Annotated in this window: 15 protein-coding genes, 1 CRISPR repeat array and 1 other annotated feature (2 of these 17 running past the window's edge); of the genes, 5 read left to right on the top strand and 10 right to left on the bottom strand. The window is 39.7% G+C overall.

Annotated features, from left to right (window positions below):
• Positions 1-119, bottom strand: a binding site (T-box leader); it reaches 125 nt to the left of the window's first position.
• Positions 120-203: 84 nt separating this feature from the next.
• Genes Q5O24_01610 through Q5O24_01595 form a run of 4 tightly spaced genes read right to left on the bottom strand, consistent with a single transcriptional unit; the run spans position 204 to position 5,582 of the window.
• Positions 204-2,630 (bottom strand): pyruvate formate lyase family protein, encoded by a 2,427-nt coding sequence (locus Q5O24_01610; GenBank protein ID WKY48052.1) that lies wholly within the window; start codon positions 2,628-2,630, stop codon positions 204-206.
• Between the two features lie 21 nt (positions 2,631-2,651).
• A complete protein-coding gene (locus Q5O24_01605; protein WKY48051.1) occupies positions 2,652-3,611 on the bottom strand; it encodes a glycyl-radical enzyme activating protein in 960 nt (319 codons plus the stop codon).
• 52 nt (positions 3,612-3,663) lie between these two features.
• A complete protein-coding gene (locus tag Q5O24_01600; GenBank protein WKY48050.1) occupies positions 3,664-3,873 on the bottom strand; it encodes a hypothetical protein in 210 nt (69 codons plus the stop codon).
• Complete coding sequence (locus Q5O24_01595; protein WKY48049.1) at positions 3,870-5,582, bottom strand: aldehyde ferredoxin oxidoreductase C-terminal domain-containing protein; 1,713 nt, start codon at positions 5,580-5,582, stop codon at positions 3,870-3,872. The genes Q5O24_01600 and Q5O24_01595 overlap by 4 nt, the downstream gene beginning before the upstream one ends.
• Before the next feature lie 675 nt (positions 5,583-6,257).
• On the opposite strand from Q5O24_01595, the gene Q5O24_01590 reads away from it, so the two are divergent.
• The gene (locus tag Q5O24_01590) at positions 6,258-7,823 is read left to right on the top strand and encodes a helix-turn-helix domain-containing protein (protein ID WKY48048.1); all 1,566 of its coding nucleotides are present in this window, start codon (positions 6,258-6,260) and stop codon (positions 7,821-7,823) included.
• 24 nt (positions 7,824-7,847) lie between these two features.
• Here the strand turns inward: Q5O24_01590 and Q5O24_01585 are convergent, their stop codons facing one another.
• From Q5O24_01585 to Q5O24_01565, 5 genes are all read right to left on the bottom strand, one after another.
• Complete coding sequence (locus Q5O24_01585; GenBank protein WKY48047.1) at positions 7,848-8,675, bottom strand: carbon-nitrogen family hydrolase; 828 nt, start codon at positions 8,673-8,675, stop codon at positions 7,848-7,850.
• Positions 8,648-9,466, bottom strand: a complete 819-nt coding sequence (locus Q5O24_01580) for a hypothetical protein (protein WKY48046.1) — start codon at positions 9,464-9,466, stop codon at positions 8,648-8,650. The genes Q5O24_01585 and Q5O24_01580 overlap by 28 nt, the downstream gene beginning before the upstream one ends.
• Positions 9,463-10,221 carry an EFR1 family ferrodoxin gene (locus Q5O24_01575; protein ID WKY48045.1) on the bottom strand — a complete coding sequence of 253 codons (759 nt, stop codon included), beginning with the start codon at positions 10,219-10,221 and terminating at the stop codon, positions 9,463-9,465. The genes Q5O24_01580 and Q5O24_01575 overlap by 4 nt, the downstream gene beginning before the upstream one ends.
• Positions 10,222-10,326: 105 nt before the next feature.
• The gene (locus Q5O24_01570) at positions 10,327-10,962 is read right to left on the bottom strand and encodes a response regulator transcription factor (GenBank protein WKY48044.1); all 636 of its coding nucleotides are present in this window, start codon (positions 10,960-10,962) and stop codon (positions 10,327-10,329) included.
• A gap of 2 nt (positions 10,963-10,964) precedes the next feature.
• Positions 10,965-12,017 (bottom strand): histidine kinase, encoded by a 1,053-nt coding sequence (locus tag Q5O24_01565; GenBank protein WKY48043.1) that lies wholly within the window; start codon positions 12,015-12,017, stop codon positions 10,965-10,967.
• A 155-nt stretch (positions 12,018-12,172) separates the two neighbouring features.
• Here Q5O24_01565 and Q5O24_01560 point away from each other — a divergent pair, with 155 nt between their 5' ends.
• From Q5O24_01560 to Q5O24_01550, 3 genes are read left to right on the top strand one after another with little or no spacing between them, the layout of a single operon-like run.
• Positions 12,173-13,105 (top strand): ABC transporter ATP-binding protein, encoded by a 933-nt coding sequence (locus tag Q5O24_01560; protein WKY48042.1) that lies wholly within the window; start codon positions 12,173-12,175, stop codon positions 13,103-13,105.
• A gap of 10 nt (positions 13,106-13,115) precedes the next feature.
• Positions 13,116-14,240 (top strand): ABC transporter permease, encoded by a 1,125-nt coding sequence (locus Q5O24_01555; protein ID WKY48041.1) that lies wholly within the window; start codon positions 13,116-13,118, stop codon positions 14,238-14,240.
• Complete coding sequence (locus Q5O24_01550; protein WKY48040.1) at positions 14,227-15,393, top strand: ABC transporter permease; 1,167 nt, start codon at positions 14,227-14,229, stop codon at positions 15,391-15,393. The genes Q5O24_01555 and Q5O24_01550 overlap by 14 nt, the downstream gene beginning before the upstream one ends.
• Positions 15,394-15,416: 23 nt before the next feature.
• Here the strand turns inward: Q5O24_01550 and Q5O24_01545 are convergent, their stop codons facing one another.
• Entirely contained in the window at positions 15,417-15,950 is a 534-nt protein-coding gene (locus Q5O24_01545; protein ID WKY48039.1) for a DUF2284 domain-containing protein, read from the bottom strand.
• Between the two features lie 266 nt (positions 15,951-16,216).
• Between Q5O24_01545 and Q5O24_01540 the strand changes: the two genes are divergently transcribed.
• Complete coding sequence (locus Q5O24_01540; GenBank protein ID WKY48038.1) at positions 16,217-17,521, top strand: AAA family ATPase; 1,305 nt, start codon at positions 16,217-16,219, stop codon at positions 17,519-17,521.
• A 96-nt stretch (positions 17,522-17,617) separates the two neighbouring features.
• Positions 17,618-19,385: direct repeats of the CRISPR family, unit length 36 nt; unit sequence GTATAAGTTTATCAATATCCATCAGAGAACCAAAAC (it continues 1,895 nt past the right edge of the window).

The raw sequence follows: 19,385 nt of genomic DNA, 5'->3' as shown, positions 1-19,385 counted from the left end.
GAAGCCTTTCTTTTCACCCTCATGAATCCATTCATCTTAGCGATTACCATTGCATTCCCACTGCCTGCAACTCACTGACGCATCTTTCAAAGACTACTCTTTTCAATCAAAGGTTTATCTGATTGAAGTCATAATAACATAATACGCAGTTTTTGTAAATCAGTTTTTTCCCCAATGCTTTTAGTTAAATCACAAAGAAAGTATTACATTCCCAATTCAGTTCTTCTAATCAGATCGTTCTGACTTTCAATGTACATTTCTACGAAATAGGCACTAAAACCAGCGACACGCACAACAAGATTCTTATAATCTTCAGGGTTTTTCTGCGCATCTCTCAATGTTTCAACACTGACAACATTGGTCTGCATTTCCATCCCACCCATATCAAAGTATGTTTTAACCAGATTTGTCATCTTGAGGACGCCTTCATCCCCCTTCAGAGAACTTGGATGGAATTTCATATTAAGCAAGGTTCCGTTTGCATATTTACTCTGATCAATATTTGCCACTGAATTAAGCACTGCCGTCGGTCCGTTTTGATCCATTTGCTGAACCGGGGAAATTCCGTCTGCCAGGGGTTCACCAGCATAGCGGCCGTCAGGAGTAGCTGCCGTCATTTTCTCGAAGATAATATTAGTGGTTACCGGATACAGTCCGGCATTGTACTTCCCTCGCGGTCCTGTACAGGCATTGACTTCATCAGCAAAAACATCAGCAGCCCATCTAGCGAAGTAATCAATCTCCGGATCACCATTACCATAGTGAGGTGCTTCATACATAATTATCTGGTGCAGTTCTTCATAACCTTCCCAGTTGGCAATAAGGGCATCATAGAGTTCACGGGCAGTACAGCGTTTTTTATCATATACCATGTACTTGATAATACCCAGGCAATCTGCCACATTTCCAATCGCCACACCTGCAATTCCTGTTGAATTATATTTTGCACCGCCCCACATAACGTCTTTGCCCTGTTCCATACAACCAGTCATGGTTGCTGAAACTGATGGCAGCGGCAAAACTTCCCTGGCTACATACTCAAAGGAATTGGTACAGCTGGCATGCCACTTAACAAAGAATTTAGTCTGCTTTTTAAAGGCTTCAAGAACTTCATCAAAAGTTTCCATTTCATACAGGTATCCAGTCGGTAAACCTACTCTTTTTTCCAGCGGCGGTTCGCCAAACAAACCTGGCGCTGGATTATGACCATCATTAATCGCCAGCCACAAAGCATTGGCCATATTCCAGTATGATTCTGTTCCGGTACCGCCACAGGCCGGCCAGTCATCGCCACAGCCACCTGGCTCCACACAGCCGATCAGGCAATAGTTTCTGGCATCTTCCAGAGCCATACCGCGTTTTAAAAGATTGGGAATGATAATATCGTCATTCTCCATACTGGGAACCCCACCAGATATTTTTGTAGTCTCAATAGCAGCTTCCCAAAGTGCAGCTGGTGTCCCTTTATGAATACGCAATGCCTGGGGCGGATCATGGAGAACCAGACGACCAGAGGCTTGAAGCATCATGTAAGTGACGGCATTTGAAGCATCTGTCCCATCACTTTTAACGCCTCCTAGAGTCATCAGCTGGCCGCTGTTATAACCGGGATTGGACATGGTCGCACCATAACTCCATGGTTTGTTCATTTCAGCCACCTTCAGATAAAAGAGATCCATCAATTCCTGAGCATATTCTGGTGTAATTTGTCCGGAAGCTATATCAGCCTCATAGAAGTCACCAAGATACTGGTCAATCCGACCAAAGCTGATCCCGTGCATACAGGCATCAAGACACATACAGGTCTGATACATAAATAGTGTCTGGACAGCATCATGGAAGTTTCTACATGGTTTATCCATCACCCAGTTAAGAGTATCCGCCATAGTCTCCAATTCTTTTTTTCGAACCGGGTCTGTTTCAGTCTCTGCTTTTTCCTGAGCAAGTTTTGCATAACGCCTGGAAAGAGTGATCATCCCGTCACAGACGATGGAAACGGCACGATAAAAATTATAGCGTTCAATATCATTTCCGAAGATTCCATTTTCTTCTATTTCTGAAATATATCCCTGCGCTTCTGCTTTAATGGCCCCAAAACCTTTTTTGATTGCGGTATTGTAATTGGCACAAAAATGACCAACCGGAGACATCGACTGTCCCTTTCCCCAAAACATTGAGATTCCGTTACCGCAATGTTCAAAAAATCCATCGGGGGTGTAGGCATCAGTTTTAGCACTCATACACTCCTTCAACCAGAAATCGCCAGTGCTTAAAATATACTCCCGGTCTTCTTCTGAAAGTATATATGGGTCGATATCTCTACTTGAAATAAAACGACTGTTAACCTCATCAATCAGCCAATCAACGGAATTTTCCGGATATAAAGCACAGGCACGATATTTTGCCGACTGGGCGCCAACAATTACCTCACCGTCATCAATCCTGACGGGAATGTTTTCGCAGATGTTTCTTAAATTTTTTGCTCGCTTCATGATCCCGATTATATCCGGATTCTCCATATAAAAATCGGTGATCAAGCGATATCGTTCTGTGCAGATTTCCGGCTGAGTTTCGCGATATTTTTCGCGCATCGCGGCAACGCGATCAGAAACAGGTTTTAAAGTATACATAAAAGTCCTCCTTTAAATTAACTAATGCACGATAACATTTAAATCATAACTTTCCAGCAGCGCTTTTAGAGTTGCCACTTTTTCATCGGATGGCGGCTTTACCTCAAAAATTGGTGCTGTTGTACGGATTCTCTGATACTTGGTCACACCCAGATTATGGTAGGGCAGAATCTGAATCACTGATATTGCCTCTCCAAGCGATCGGCAAAATTCCCCAGTTTTGTGAAAGTTTTCTTCTGAATCATTAAAACCGGGAATAATCGGTATTCTAATCTGCATTTTCCCGCCATTTTCTGCTATCCAACGGGCATTCTCCAGGATCCGGTCATTGGCAACACCGGTTACACGCTTATGCAGGTCTCCATCTGAATTTTTAAGATCATACAAAAACAAATCCACATAAGGGATGACAGCCTGCAGATGTTTAATATCCGCAAACCCAGTAGTATCCAATGCCGTATGGATTTCTCTCTCTTTTAGTCCTTTTAACACCTCCAGGGTAAATTGCGGCTGTGAAAGGGCCTCACCGCCGGAAATAGTCACCCCACCACCAGACTGCTTATAAAAGGGAATATCTTTACTCACCTTCTCAATCAAATCTTCAACGGTATAATCTTTTCCGCACATAAACAAAGCTCCCGGATAACAGGCTTTTGTACATTCACCGCAATCATCACAAATCGATCGGTCAATTACAATTTTCTGATTCACTTCATCTGTTGCAGCATTTTTTTCCATCTCTCCCAGAGAAATAGCACCCTTGGGACAAGCCTCCAGACACCTGCCGCACTTTTCAACACCAATACATTTTATGGCCATCCAACTCAGTTCACTGGCAAACGATTGGGATTCCGGACTGTGACACCAGGGACATCGAAGGGGACATCCCTTTAAAAACACAGTTGTCCGGATACCAGGTCCATCTTGTACAGAAAAACCCTGAATATCATAAACTTTTCCCAGTACTTCTTTCTCCTGCAATCCAATACACTCCTAACTCTACTGTAGATTTTCTTAACTGCTCGGTTCTAAATTATCCCCCGGTTGGTAAATAGCGGGTTTTTATCACGTCTCCATCATTAATCATTTTTTTGTAGACTTCTGATGGTGAAATCAGCTCACTATTGAGCGTAACCAGCAATGCAGTATTTTTGATTAAATCTTTTTCTTTCATGATTTCAAGCAATTGTGCAACCGTCATGCTTTTTTCCAAATCAAATTCCTGATTATTAAAAACAATCATTGTGAGGCTTCTACCGACAGCAACTTGGCTGGAATATCAAATTTTCTTCCAGTTGAAGGCAGTGGTTCATTTCTAAAGAATTCAGGAATAACATTATCTTCAGGTTTCCAGCCCACTTGCCGGTTAAATTCTTTTTCCAGCTGTAATGTTCTATCGGCTGCTGCAAACAGATCATCCACATTAATATTTGTTCCATACATGGCATTATATAAATCAGCGACCTTATCGAGCTGACCACCTAAAGTTGCCATAGCCATCATACACGTCATGCTATCTGCCATAGCAAAAATATGCTGCATCATATTGGAGCTTGCTATCGCTCCATCAATATCGCTTGGATCATCAGGACCCAGAGTAATTCCCGCTGTATGATCGGCTCCCATTGAAGTTGTCGCATAGGTATAGCCAGTCCCGATAGAACCTCGCGGGTCATATCCAGGCAAGGCCTGATTCTTGCAGGTTGGGATTCGCTTGCTGTTAAAATGTTTACCTACTAAAGCAGCTCCCTGCCCAAGCAAATTCCCCAAGTCAGTTCCATCGGATATTTGCTGATAAAGCCCCAAAGCGGCTTGTGCATCGCCCCAGGGGATTAGACCTGCTTCCATGCATAAGGCAATAGTTGCGCCTGTTTCAATTGTATCAAGGCCGATATCATCACACATCCGGTCCATTTTGGCGATGGCTTCATAGTCATAAATATCACAATTAGGACCACAAAGTGCAATAGTTTCATATTCAAAACCACCCGTCAAAAAATTACCGTCATCATCTTTGACAATGTTTGAACATTTCACCAGGCAACCCGCCTGACAAGGATGCTGGTTTTTCCCGTTCTTATTGACAAATTCCATAAATTTATCCGATTTAATATTTTCCAATTCTTCGGAAATCGTCCCAGTAAAATTGTGGGTAGGCATAATGCCCGCTGGACCAACGGCATCTATAGTAGATGCTGTTCCAACTAAAGCAAATGGATTCTCTTTTGACGATTCAATTACCGACTGATTAAGTTCCTTTTTAATCTTCTGGAATATACCCGGGTCAGCATATTCGATTTCATTTTTATCACTGGCTTTTTGAATGACGATCCCTTTAATCCTTTTGGACCCCAATACTGATCCTAAGCCGCCGCGACCAGCTGCCCGACAGGGATAATTGGTTCCAAACTCTGTGACCTGCAAAGAAGAATTTTTGTATAAGCGCTCACCAGCTGTTCCAATGGAAATTACTGAAACCTTTTCGCCGAATTCATCCTGCATCTCTTTTACAAATTCATAATTGTTCATTCCTTCATAATCTGTCGCATCTTCCAGACTAAGCTTACCATCCGCTTGAATGAGTACATACTTCATTGAAGCATCTGCTTCCGGGCAGTCTTCAATCACAATCGCACGCAAGTTGTGTCCGGCAAAGGCAGCAGCGGCATTTCCCCCGACATTTGATTCTTTTATGCCGTTCGTCAAGGGACTCTTAGCTCCGACTGAAAGACGATTAGCGCAAACTAATCCACTGCCAGCGAACATACTGGTACAAAAAATTATCTTTGCCTCATCACCAAGTGGATCACAGGCCGGGTTAACCTCATCCATTAAAAATTGTGCAATCAGACTTCTTCCTCCCAGGCCTAAGTAATCTTCCTTATAGCTTTCTTCAACAATTAAATTATTTTTAGCATTAATTCTTATGGTTTTCCACATTATTTTATCCATTCCCTTTCAATTTTCTCAAATTACAACATTAAGCTATTCATGTTGCATGCCATTTCTTGTTTTAACCTCCTGAAATCAACTCTAAAAAACATTTCTATGCTTTTTTAAAGCCCTAGTAACCAGCTAACTTTCAGAATTCATTTTATATTGCACCTGATTAAAACAGTTTTTTACACCGTGTTTCTTTTAATATAAATGAGCTGACATTTTCCTCCATTCCAGTTATTAACCATTAATAAATTTCATAATACTCATACACTAGTTTTTTCGTCAAATTGATGCTATTTTGCATTGTTAACGTTTTCTTTATTTTGTGTTCTTTGTGATTAATAATCCTTGCGCCAAGTATATGAAACAAACCAATTTTATATAAATATCGTAACATTCAATCGATTTCAAATCTTTATTAGCAAATGAAATTATTACAAATATTTTTAGCATGATTTATATTTTGATTTGCATTATTTTATAACTTGAGCCCTCCTATTTAATATTATTTTGCAATATCATTTGTTTTTTTGTATTCTTTTATTTATGATTCTACAATTTTTTATAAATTGAGCATCAAATTTTAGGATTATTGCTTAAACCATATTGATTTAGAAGTCTGGCTTTGATATACTCATCATAGATTTATAATTTTAACTATATTTAATATTATTGGAGGCCTTTCTTATGACGATTACATTCTCCCAAATCTATCATCCCTTTAATAAAAATTTCAGGCTGATTAATCCTGCCCCTGAACGAAATATCATCGGTTCTGGTCGTATAAGTCGTAAGTGTAATCGTTTATCTCCAGATTATCTTTATGTCGGAAAAACCACTCAGTTACCGCCAGCCGAAAAACTTTATAATTGTAACCTGGTTCTGCTGGAAGATAAAGCAATTGATCTTTCGTATTATGAAATCAGTTCTCTGAATATGCTAATTACCGACAATCCTCTGGAATTTAAAAAAATCCAGGATAAAATCCGGGATATCTTTGAACTGCAGCTCAAGATTAACAACTATGCCTATAACCTTTTAAACTTGTGCCAAAACGGTGCAAGCATTCAGGAAATTCTTGATACTGGTTACAAAACACTCAACAACCCGATGATGCTGTTCAATACGTCTTTTGGACTCCTGGCCCACGCAGGCACACAATATGTTCAAAATGAACCGCTTCTAGAAAGAACAATTGAAAAAGGCTATCAGGAAAAAGAATTTCTCGACAAAATATTGGACGAAAGCGCTCTCAATCCGGATCATCAAAATATTATCATTAAGGAAAAAGGAATTCTCAACCACTCCTTAATCACTGGTAAAATTGTTCGTAACAACCAGCTGCTTGGCTACCTTGAACTTTTTGAATGCAACAAACCAGTTTCTGATATTAACCTCCAGCAATTGAGCCTTTTGTGTCAGTTCCTATCGATCGCATTAATCGAAACGACAAGTAAGAATCTAGCAGGCAACACTTTGATTGAAAGTTTTTTAACTGACCTGCTGGAAAACAGAATTCAGGGCCAGTCTGCGATCGAAGAAAGGGCCAACCTATTTAACCTGGTACTCTATGACTCTATGGTTGCGATCACCGTCGCTTATAACGACATCCTGCATAATCCCGAAAAAATATATCTGCTTAAAAAGAAGCTGCAAAACCATTTTAATAAACATACCGTTGTCGTTTTTGAGCACAGGATTGTTATTCTTTTTGATTCAAAAAACTCTGCCAGTCCACTGTCATTAGAAGAACTCGACCGTTTTGAAGCGATACTGAAAGAAGACCACTGTATAGCAGGGATCAGTCTACCCTTTTCTTCCATCGCAAAATTTCACAAACATTACAAACAATCATTAGCCTGTATTGAAATTATGAGACGGCTTAACTACGCTTCGCCACTGCTAAAATACGATGATTGTAAAACAACTCATATGATGCTGCATTACAGTGATATTTGTGATCTCGAAGGCCTGGTTTGCGATGAAGTAAAACTTCTGTTCGCCTGTGATAACGATAAGGGCAGCGAACTTGCAGACACTTTGTTTTTCTTTGCCCGAAACCGTCAGGACATTACTGCAACCGCTAAAAAAATGAATTTGCATTATAATACCATTAAATACCGGATTAATCAGATTGTCGAACTGACTGATATTGACTTTGATGATCCCCGAAAAATGTATGATATCATCGTATCAGATCAGGCGCTTAATCTTATTAAACAAATAGACTCTATAAAGGAAAGCAGAGTATAAAAAAACTGACTCTTAAAAGTCAGCTTAACTTTCTTCTATACGGTATGCCAAAGGCTGCCGGTCTACGAAAACAGTCATTTTCTCCCGCACCTTCTTTACTAGTGCCAGGTCCAGGTCCCCAATAATCATTTTTTCCTGGGGCTCTTCGCCCCCATCAGCTATTATCTCCCCCCAGGGATCAATCATTAAAGAATTTCCACCGTTTTGAATATCCTTGTTGGCTTTTCCACAACCATTAATTGACACCATAAACAACTGGTTTTCAATGGCTCTGGCCTGATTAAGAATCCGCCAGTGATCAATTCTGGGAGTCGGCCATTGCGCTGGCAGAAAAATAATCTCACATCCGGACAAGGACTGCTTTCTGAAAATTTCCGGAAACCGCAAATCATAACAAACCATCACTGAACATTTGATGCCGTCCAGGAAGAATTCGACCAGGCTTTCGCCCGCTGAATATCGCTTTTCTTCACCGGCATAGGAAAAGAGATGAATCTTATCATAGTCAGCGATAATTTGCCCCTGTCGATCTGCAACATAGGCGGTATTATAGTATTTGCCAGCCTTTGTTGTCGCCACCGAACCGCCGACAATATTCATATTTAATTCTTTTGATAACTTCGATAAAAAACTTTTTGTCCGCTTTCCATCTGGGTCAGCCAGTTCTTCCATCGGAAGCTTTGATAAAAACCCGCCGACAAACATTTCCGGCAAGACTACAACATCAGCACCCGCTTGAGCCGCCTTTCTGATCCATTCTTCGGCTTTTTTAAAGTTTGTCTCTATCTGGCCGGCAACTACCGCCAGCTGAATTCCAGCAATCTTCATTCTTTCACCTCTGTTTTCACCCATTGAATCGGAATTAGATAGTCCCGACTTGTTTCATTCACGATATTTTTGTTCCTGGCAATCACAAAATAAATAATTGTAAGATTTACATCCGCGTCATACCTTAAGTATAAACGACCGGACATATCGATAAGCAAAAAATTTCCGCCCCGATAGTCTCTTGGCGGTTGTCCATACTGAAGATAACCCTGTTGGAAGGCATTCTTCTGATGGAGCGGAGAGTTGGTAGTTATCCTGGCATCGATTTTAATCCAGTCATTAAAACCGGCCATATCAATATTTTTCTCCACATCCGTTAGCTCAGATTCAAATGTTCGCTCTGATTTGGGACAACCGAGAGATGCCATTACCAGATTAAGCTGGTCAAAGGCAACCAGCTTCGTGACCGCCTCAAGATCCGGCTCACCGTTTTTAAATCCAAAAATCCCCTCATCCAATTGAACGGCATATACCCCATAATGGGCATTAAAACACGCGGCATCCGGATTATAAAAAGTTGAACGTCCGTTTTTAAAATCACCAAAATTATAGAGAATACTTAGCCGTCCCACTGCATCTTCATGGGGAAAATCTTGCCCCGGCTGAAATGATTTCATCGACTCGTCCCATTCAGAACTAGGAACCGTTTTCCCGGTGGGTATTACAAGTTTAAGACCGGAGCTTTTAAAAATATCCTGGTCACTTAAAAGTAAGCTCTGAACAAACAGAACCGTATCACTGCGACATTCTGGTATCAAAGCAATCATCAGCAACATAACTACCAGGCATGAAATCATCAGCCAGCGAACTTTCATTTTAGATCTGGGTGACTATAACGCCCTCTTTTCTCAGTATTTTTACCATACTGAATAGCTTTCTTGGGACACCGATTAATACATGCCAAACACATGGTGCAGTCTTTTCCCCAAACCGGCTTATCCTCTAATGAAATAGTATGAAGCGGACAAATTTTCACGCAAAGTCCACACTGATTACATTCATCATTGGCATAAAACTTACCCGTGCTTCGGGCAAACTGATTAAACATGGAACCAGCCAGTTTCGATTTCATACCGGGCATATTGCCAGGAAGCGTATGAAAAAATCCTTTTTTGTAATTTTTAACGACTTCACCAATTTCAATCAGCTTCTGAGCAGCAGCTTGAAGTTTTTTACTTGCCTCTTCCTGTGATTCCACATCAGAACCGATTATATAATTACTGGGCATCTGAAGGGTAAAAGAACTGTTAAGCTCCATGCCTTTTTTTTCTAATGCCTTCTTTAAAATACTGGTGGTCTTCCCTTCACTTCCACCGCAATTGATAACGGCAAAAACATAGCCAACCTCTCCCATAAGACTCAGATGCCTAATAAAATCAAGTACGATTTCCGGGGGCGCCCAGGCATATACCGGAAAAACAAATCCAATCCTTTCATTTTCTTCAAGTTCAAATTCAAGCATTCCCTCATCTATCGTTTGGGCGATATTAACCAGATTCTCACCCGTTTTTTCAGCCAAAACCTTTGCCAGATGAAGCGAATTACCAGTTCCTGAAAAATAAAAAATCATTGACGACCTCCTTGTAAAATATTCAATCCTGCCAGAAAAATCACCTAAGGTGACTCTTATTTCATTTTTTACCCTATCCTGTAAGTACAAAACAAAGGACTCAAATCATTTTCTTCTATCGAGCCCATTCTTGTAATAGAAAATAGCCAGCTGAGTCCGATCTCTTAGCGAAAGTTTTTCCAGGATCAGACTAATCCGGTTTCTCACGGTTCCTTCGCTGAGAAAAAGAATACCGGCAATTTCACGATTGGAAAGCCCCTGGGCCACATGGGAAATCATTTCCATATCTTTTTCGTTTAAATCAAACTCTTCAAGTCTAATTTTTATTTCATGCCCCATCAGTTCTGGTATTTTTTCAATAATATCGGCTCCAAAAACCGTCTGCCCTGCAGCCACAGCTTGAAGCGAGGGGACGATACTTTCAAAATTCTGTTTGACCATATAGCCCTTAGCACCAATTTTCAGGGCTTTGACAATATATTCATCATCTAAAAAGGTCGTCAGATATAAAATTTTAGCCGTGGGATCTTCCTTTAAAATTCTTTCGCCGGCTTCCAGACCAGTCATTCCCTGCATCCGAATGTCCATTAAAAGAATATCAGGCTTTAAGCGGTGAAAAGAATCGATGGCAGACTGTCCATCATGCCCTAATCCAATCACCGAAATCCCACTATCTGCTTCAATAATGGTTTTTAAAGACGCACAGACCAGCTGATCATCGTCAATCACTAAAACTTTCATGATCACTCCTCAAATTCCTTTGGTATTGATATAAAAATCCGAAATCCGTCCGACATCCCGAAATTCACATTCCCTTTAAGTTTTTTGACTCGATCCTCGATGTTTTCAAGACCGATGCCCTGACCCATTTTTTCCACTTTACCATTATCCCAGAACACCAGCTGATAGAAGCCCGGATGTTCCCGCACCCTTACTTTAACCAGATTTCCATTCGAATGCCTGATTACATTTGACAGTGCTTCTTTAACAACCGAAACAAAACAGTATTTAATTTCTTTCGATGGATTATCTAAAATGTCGTATTCAAATGTAACCGGGCAGAAGGTGAACTGATTAAGGAGTGATTGTATCTCCACTTCCAGATCAAAGCTTTCTTCATGAAGATCATGGACACTGTTTCTGATGCTATCCATCGCTTCAGTCAGGGTCTCTTTTATTTTCGTCAATCCTTCTTTAGCGCCTTGGTCTTTTGTTGTTGCCAGCAGAGCACCGGTCTGCAAAATACTTCGCGACAAGAGATGACCGACATTATCATGGATATCCCGTGCAATACGATTGCGTTCCGCCAGTGTAGCCAGGTTCAGTTCATAGTCCTGCTTTTCAAGTAGTTGACGATTTTTATTTTCCAGCTGAAGTGCCGTTTCTTTGGTATTATCACGAAGCTTATAGTAGTCTGTTTTTATCGTTTCAAGCATTATCGTTCGACGCTTCAAAAAATATCCCAGTCCCATAAAAAGCGGAATTAAAACAAGACCTGTAATTGGCAAACCAGAAAAACCAGTCAAATAGGGAAGCAAGCCCAGAAATAAAAACCAGCTAGTTTCACCGCTCATGATATCATAAGCAATCAGCGGCAGAAAATAAATCAGCTCCCGATAAAAGAAACTGGCCACCGTAAAAAAAATATAAATTCCGACTGCCGCCTTCTTCTTGTCTACATAACCCAAAGCAGCTGAAAAAATAACCGCTATCAGTACTGGAACTATCTTATACACCATCTCCACGGTACTTGCAAAGAGTGCCAAACAGCAGATAAACAGTATTATCTTATCCATTGATTTATTCATTTTTACCCGAATTCCCCTATGATTCTTGTCAATACTGTATCATAAATCATGACATTTGTCATACCCTATCATTATCCGGCTCACTTCAAAATTTTGTCTGCTTCGAGTAGAATTTACTTAGAAAAAAGAAAAGGAGAACACCCATGGTTATTAAAATAAAAAATCTGGTCAAACGCTACGGTGATCTGATTGCACTGGATCATCTGAATCTGGAAGTTCGCGAGGGCGAGATTTTCGGACTGCTTGGTCCCAACGGTTCTGGTAAAACAACCGCTATCAACTGTCTTTTATCGTTACTCAAGTATGATAAGGGCGACATTGAAATTTATGACAAACCCATGCATCCCGAAGCCTACGACTTAAAGAAGCGAATTGGTGTCGTAATGCAGAATGTTGCAGTTTTTGATGAACTCACCGTCTATGAAAACATTGATTATTTCTGCGGATTGTATGTTGCCGATAAAGCCAAACGCCGTCAGCTGGTAGAAGAAGCCATCGACTTTGTGGGAATCCGGGATTTTAAAAAATTTCTGCCGCAAAAACTCAGCGGCGGTCTTCTAAGAAGACTCAACATTGCCTGCGGGATTGCCCATAAACCCGATCTGATTATTATGGACGAACCAACAGTAGCTGTCGATCCTCAGAGCCGAAACAGTATTCTGGAAGGGATTCAGAAGCTCAATGCCAATGGTGCAACTATCATCTATACTTCCCATTATATGGAAGAGGTCGAACAAATCTGTTCGCGCATCGCCATTATGGACAAAGGAAAAATTATTGCCTCTGGCACCAATGAATCTTTAAAAGAAATCATTAAAACCGGTGAACATATTTCTATTGAACTCCTTAATCCACAGGATCTCAACCTTTCAGAAATAGCCGATTTCCCCAATATTATCAGTGCCGATTTGGTTGATTCACAACTTATCATAAAATCAAGCCGCGGTAAAAATAACCTGATTCCAATTCTCGACTTGCTGAAAAAGGACGCTATTCAAATCGGCAGAGTCTTTTCCGAACCCCCAACTCTAAACGATGTTTTCCTGGAGATCACTGGGAAAGAACTTCGGGATTAAGGAGGATGCCATGTTTTTTCATAATTATATCTATCGTTTGAAATGTATCCTCCGAGATCGACAAATGATGTTCTGGACCTTGTTATTTCCGATTATTCTAGGCAGTCTTTTTTACCTGGCCTTGTCAAATATCAGCAGTATCGACGATTTTGAAAAAATCAATTTGGCCATCGTTCTAAAAGAAGACAGCGAAAAAGGTTCATCATTTTTAGAAGCAGCCAAAGAAACAGATCTTTTTATTATTTCCGAACCTTCGCAAGAAGAGGCCAATGAAGAGCTTTTTAACAACCAGGTTGATGGTATTATCCTGTTTGACCAGACACCTGCGTTGATTGTTTCACAATCCGGTATTAATCAGACGATCATTAAAAGTTTTGTCGATCAGTACCTGCAGGTTTCATCGACTCTAACGTCCATCATTACTGACAATCCCCAGGCACTTAGCGCCGGACTCATCGACTCACTAACTGACAATCAGCAATATCTTACTGAAGTGACTCCTTCACGAAATAATCCGGATCAGCTGGTCAACTATTTTTACACCCTGATTGCCATGGCCTGCCTCTATGGCGGTTTTCTGGGACTTAAAGAAATTACCGCGATCCAAGCTGACCTTTCGGAAGTAGGGGCCAGAGTCAGCGTGGCACCTGCCAATAAACTCAATATATTTCTGTCTTCCATGCTGGCAGCCGCAACCATTCAAATGACGGTAATCGCTGTCCTGATGAGTTTTCTGGTATTCGTCCTGAAAATCGATTTCGGCGATCAGTTAGGCTATATCGCTTTAACCTGTCTGGTTGGATCCATCACAGGGGTAAGCTTCGGGGCCTTTATCGCTTCCGTTGTCAAACGGGAAGAAGGGGTAAAAATGGGAATCCTGATCGGTTCAACCATGGGAATGAGTTTTCTGGCCGGCATGATGTTTGAAAACATGAAGTACCTCGTCAGCAAAAACCTTCCCATCCTGTCCTATATAAATCCTGCAAATCTGATTACCGACAGCTTTTATGCCCTTTATTACTATACTGACCACACCAGATTTTATACAAACATTATTCTATTATGCGGTTTTATAGCAGTTTTCCTAACCCTTACATTTCTTGTTATAAGGAGGCAAAAATATGCAAGTTTATAAAGCTTTTTTCAAAATCATTTTAAAGAACCGGATGCAGCTGCTGATCTATCTAATCGTATTTATGGTTTTAACGCTCATCTTTACTACCAGTTACAATCCACCTGTTTCAACGGATTTTTTAGAAACCAAAATTAACATCGCTTTGATTAATGAAGATGACGATTCAGTTTTCCTTGACGGTTTCATTTCTTATCTGTCCGAAAACACCAATATGGTTAATCTACCTGATGAAACACAAAGCCTTCAGGATGCCCTCTTCTTTCGGGAAGTGGATTATATTTTAAGAATACCCTCTGGATTTACAGACCATTTTTTAAATGGTGAATCGGCTGAACTCGAAAAAACAACGGTTCCTAATTCCACCAGTGCCACATTTTTGGACCTGCGCATCAACCAGTATCTCAATACCGCCCAAACTTATCTGAATTACGCTGATGTTGTCAGCGAATATGAGCTGGTTCAATCAGTTAAGGACGATTTATCCAAAAGCACTGCCGTCACTCTTAATTACAACAGCGATGAAAGCGCTGCTGCTGAAAAAGTAGGTTACTTCTTTAATTTTATGTCCTACTCGCTGTTCGCCATTCTAATTCTTGGCGTTTGTTCGGTCATGCTGGTTTTTAATGAGCCCGATCTTAAAAAGAGAAATTTCAGTGCCCCCTTAAAATCACTCAACTATAACAGTCAGTTAATTCTGGGAAGTCTGAGTTTTGCAGTCGCAACCTGGCTTCTGATGATTCTTGTCAGTTTTATTCTAAACGGAGACATTATGTTTAGTGAAAAAGGCGCTTTATTAACACTCAACTCCTTTATCTTTACTCTGACCGCTCTGTCTATCAGCTTTCTGATAAGCAACCTGATCAAGAGCCGCGGCGCCATGTCTGCTGTTGCTAATGTCTTTGCCCTGGGCACCTCATTTATCAGCGGCGTATTTGTTGAACAATCACTGCTAGGTGATACGGTTTTATCCATTGCCAGTTTCACTCCAACCTACTGGTATGTCCTCTCCAACAACACAATTGCTACCACTGCATCATTATCCGGTGATACCCTAACAGGTATTCTCACCAATATGGCACTGGTGCTGGGCTTTGGGGTTGCCATCCTGGGCATTACCATGGTCCTTTTAAAAAACAGAAAAGCGGAAGCATAAAAAAACGGCCCTCAGGCCGTTTTTTAATTGAAAAATATCATTCCAAACCAGGTGACTACATTGTGCCCATTTAGAAAAGACAAGCCATTTTTTTCGCAAATATCCGTCACGCTAATGGCATGACTTTCCACGCAGGGGTACATTTTATGAGGATGCTTGCATTTTGCTTCCGGGTAAGCACAGTTTTCACAAATCGCACAGGACTCAGCAGTCAGAATCAGAATATCATCCGATTCTTCAAAGACCTCTTTTTTAAGTGCTTCGACGATTTCGATATGCTCTCCCCTTGTAGCTAACATTTCCTCCATGTTAAGCAAATCAGTCACTTCCGAGATGGTAGAAAAAATCAGGGCATGTTCATAATCTTTAACCCGCGTTTTACATTCTTCAAGACTTCCAACCGCCGGCGGACAAGACCATGACTGGCCAAATTGAGGGCACTCCTGCTCACATATAGTTCTGACTGCCTTAAAACAGTTTATTTCTTTGGGATTGATAAAAGCGTATTCAAAAATTGGGTACTGCGCAATTTTTTCTTCGATGGTTTCGATGTTCATGATGACCTCGCTGTTTTAACTTTTTACTCATTATCCCATATTTTTATTCAATTTGTATTAAATCAAATATGTTTATCGTTATCCATCAGAGTATTGCGCTCTATTAATTATCTAAATTTTTTTGCACTATGATGCCATAGCAAATCATAAAATTTAGTCATATTAATAGGCATACGTTTTTTCGCCGTAAAATATGTATTATTTCTACTTATATTCGTTGTATTTTTTGTTTTTGCAGGGTATACTTTTATTGTGAGGTGATAAAAATGTATCGCAAAGCTATTGAATATCTAAATAAATGGAAACAGAAAAAGAAAAAAAAACCGCTTATTATAAGGGGGGCACGTCAAGTGGGTAAAACATGGCTGATGAAAACGTTTGGAGAGCACGCTTTTGACAAAACAGTCTATATAAATTTCGACAATAATCAGACGATGAAAGACTTATTTGATACTGATATGAATATAGAACGGATTATAATAGGACTGGAACTCTATGCTGGACATAAAATCAGTCCATTAGATACACTGATGATTTTCGATGAAATTCAGGAAGTCCCAAAGGCATTAACAGCCTTAAAATATTTTTATGAAAATGCTCCAGACTACCAGATTATTTGTGCCGGTTCTTTACTCGGTGTAGCTCTACATCAAGGCACTTCATTTCCTGTCGGAAAAGTTGAATTTATTGACCTGTACCCCCTATCATTTACAGAGTTTATGCAGGCTTTAGGAAAAGAATCATTTGTAAAGCTCATTGATGTTGGTGATTTTGAAATGGCATCCACGTTTAAACAAGAATACATTGAGATGCTCAAATATTATTACTATGTTGGAGGCATGCCGGAAGTAGTGGTGAACTTTTCCCAAAATCGTGACTTTAATGAAGCTAGAGAGATTCAAAATAATATTCTCGCAGCCTACGAACAGGATTTTTCAAAGCATGCACCCCATGATATTATTCCCCGCATCAGGATGCTATGGAACAGTATCCCTTCTCAATTGAGTAAAGAGAACAGAAAATTCATCTATGGTCTTGTTAAAGAAGGATCTCGAGCAAAAGATTATGAAATGGCTATGCTTTGGCTTACCGATTGTGGTCTTGTTCATAAAATCCCCCGTGTTACTGCTCCCAACCTCCCACTGAAAGCTTATGAAGACTTAAAATCTTTCAAACTTTTTCTACTTGATGTGGGTTTATTGTCATGCATGGTCAGGCTGAACCAAAGGGTATTGCTTCAGGGAAATGAACTTTTTAAAGAATTTAAAGGCGCCTTAACTGAGCAGTATGTTTTACAGCAGCTAAAAACATTTGATAGCTTAGAAACTTATTACTGGACAAACAATCGTGGCGGTGCCGAAATCGATTTTTTAATTGATTCAGGTAATGAGATTATTCCCATTGAGGTCAAAGCTGAAACAAATTTAAAAGCCAAAAGCCTGAAAACTTATTATGAGAAATTTCAGCCAAGTTTATCAATTCGTACTGCCATGACTGACTATAGAAAGGAAGATTGGCTTCTTAATTTGCCTTTGTGGGCGCTGAATAGTATCCCCAGTTGGGTTGTTTAAAAACATTTATCAGCTTTCACCGATTTGAATCAGAACCATTGTTTAGAACGGTCACCGCAATGAACGAGGCAGCATCGTCGTATGGTATCGTTATGCGCATAAGTTTATCAATATCCATCAGAGAACCAAAACTGAAAATTGTACGGTAACAACCGTTGATGGGTATAAGTTTATCAATATCCATCAGAGAACCAAAACGAACAACAGATAAATGAGGTCATTTCTTTAGTATAAGTTTATCAATATCCATCAGAGAACCAAAACGGATACCGTCCACGTTTTCAGTCACGCTCAGTATAAGTTTATCAATATCCATCAGAGAACCAAAACATGGTGCGGTGAGTATCAGCCAGGCGAATAGTATAAGTTTATCAATATCCATCAGAGAACCAAAACACCTGTCAGAAACTATTAGCGGGGACGTTGGTATAAGTTTATCAATATCCATCAGAGAACCAAAACGTTGTCTAAACTCATCAGCACTAAAACTCCGTATAAGTTTATCAATATCCATCAGAGAACCAAAACGAATCATTAAGGATGGAAATAATTTGTTGCGTATAAGTTTATCAATATCCATCAGAGAACCAAAACACTTCATTAGATGTCATGAAATTAAACATGTATAAGTTTATCAATATCCATCAGAGAACCAAAACGGCGTTGCATCAAATCCCTGATTAAAATTGTATAAGTTTATCAATATCCATCAGAGAACCAAAACCTATTATACCAATATCACCAGCTGTAACCTGTATAAGTTTATCAATATCCATCAGAGAACCAAAACCTTTTTCAGGTATATTTAAAATTGTTCATAGTATAAGTTTATCAATATCCATCAGAGAACCAAAACTTCCATCATTTCATTAATAACTGGTCTTTTGTATAAGTTTATCAATATCCATCAGAGAACCAAAACTGGTGCTGTCTTTTGTAAATGGATTTCTGAGTATAAGTTTATCAATATCCATCAGAGAACCAAAACGCCACTCCAGGAGATACTTGGTCTGACTATGTATAAGTTTATCAATATCCATCAGAGAACCAAAACGGCCAGTGTGATGATATCATTCTGCCATTCGTATAAGTTTATCAATATCCATCAGAGAACCAAAACTGAAAAGACGAGGGCGCATCAAAATGAGGCGTATAAGTTTATCAATATCCATCAGAGAACCAAAACAAGATGACCCAGTTGTATATGGTGATTATGGTATAAGTTTATCAATATCCATCAGAGAACCAAAACTTGATAATTACCGATATGCGTTATTGACAAGGTATAAGTTTATCAATATCCATCAGAGAACCAAAACCTGCAAATATGACGGTAGGAGGTTTTAGGCGTATAAGTTTATCAATATCCATCAGAGAACCAAAACGATGTCCAAGTTCATATGTTTCTGCCAGTGGTATAAGTTTATCAATATCCATCAGAGAACCAAAACACATAGTGTCATGATTAGTGGTTGCTTGTTGTATAAGTTTATCAATATCCATCAGAGAACCAAAACCTAAAATCCTGCCTTATGTGAATGACATCCGTATAAGTTTATCAATATCCATCAGAGAACCAAAACTTAGTCTTCCAGAGGTTCATGTAATCATCAGTATAAGTTTATCAATATCCATCAGAGAACCAAAACACATAGTGTCATGATTAGTGGTTGCTTGTTGTATAAGTTTATCAATATCCATCAGAGAACCAAAACCAATAGCTGTTGCTGTTGTGGAAAAATTAGTATAAGTTTATCAATATCCATCAGAGAACCAAAACGCCAATTAGATGGTATTACTTCAAATGCTTGTATAAGTTTATCAATATCCATCAGAGAACCAAAACGATAGTGACAGGAGTAAT

The organism is Eubacteriaceae bacterium ES3, from assembly GCA_030586155.1.
Lineage (GTDB): Bacteria > Bacillota > Clostridia > Eubacteriales > Eubacteriaceae > Acetobacterium.
Note: the sequence above shows the minus strand (reverse complement) of the source record. Positions and strands in the feature narration are given on the sequence as shown.

Excerpts from the sequence above, each read along its gene's own strand:
- Q5O24_01540 (WKY48038.1), top strand. The coding sequence starts at position 16,217 with ATGTATCGCAAAGCTATTGAATATCTAAATAAATGGAAACAGAAAAAG.
- Q5O24_01600 (WKY48050.1), bottom strand. The coding sequence starts at position 3,873 with ATGATTGTTTTTAATAATCAGGAATTTGATTTGGAAAAAAGCATGACG.
- Q5O24_01560 (WKY48042.1), top strand. The coding sequence starts at position 12,173 with ATGGTTATTAAAATAAAAAATCTGGTCAAACGCTACGGTGATCTGATT.
- Q5O24_01570 (WKY48044.1), bottom strand. The coding sequence starts at position 10,962 with ATGAAAGTTTTAGTGATTGACGATGATCAGCTGGTCTGTGCGTCTTTA.
- Q5O24_01575 (WKY48045.1), bottom strand. The coding sequence starts at position 10,221 with ATGATTTTTTATTTTTCAGGAACTGGTAATTCGCTTCATCTGGCAAAG.
- Q5O24_01585 (WKY48047.1), bottom strand. The coding sequence starts at position 8,675 with ATGGGTGAAAACAGAGGTGAAAGAATGAAGATTGCTGGAATTCAGCTG.
- Q5O24_01550 (WKY48040.1), top strand. The coding sequence starts at position 14,227 with ATGCAAGTTTATAAAGCTTTTTTCAAAATCATTTTAAAGAACCGGATG.
- Q5O24_01545 (WKY48039.1), bottom strand. The coding sequence starts at position 15,950 with ATGAACATCGAAACCATCGAAGAAAAAATTGCGCAGTACCCAATTTTT.
- Q5O24_01565 (WKY48043.1), bottom strand. The coding sequence starts at position 12,017 with ATGGATAAGATAATACTGTTTATCTGCTGTTTGGCACTCTTTGCAAGT.
- Q5O24_01580 (WKY48046.1), bottom strand. The coding sequence starts at position 9,466 with ATGAAAGTTCGCTGGCTGATGATTTCATGCCTGGTAGTTATGTTGCTG.
- Q5O24_01595 (WKY48049.1), bottom strand. The coding sequence starts at position 5,582 with ATGGATAAAATAATGTGGAAAACCATAAGAATTAATGCTAAAAATAAT.
- Q5O24_01610 (WKY48052.1), bottom strand. The coding sequence starts at position 2,630 with ATGTATACTTTAAAACCTGTTTCTGATCGCGTTGCCGCGATGCGCGAA.
- Q5O24_01555 (WKY48041.1), top strand. The coding sequence starts at position 13,116 with ATGTTTTTTCATAATTATATCTATCGTTTGAAATGTATCCTCCGAGAT.
- Q5O24_01590 (WKY48048.1), top strand. The coding sequence starts at position 6,258 with ATGACGATTACATTCTCCCAAATCTATCATCCCTTTAATAAAAATTTC.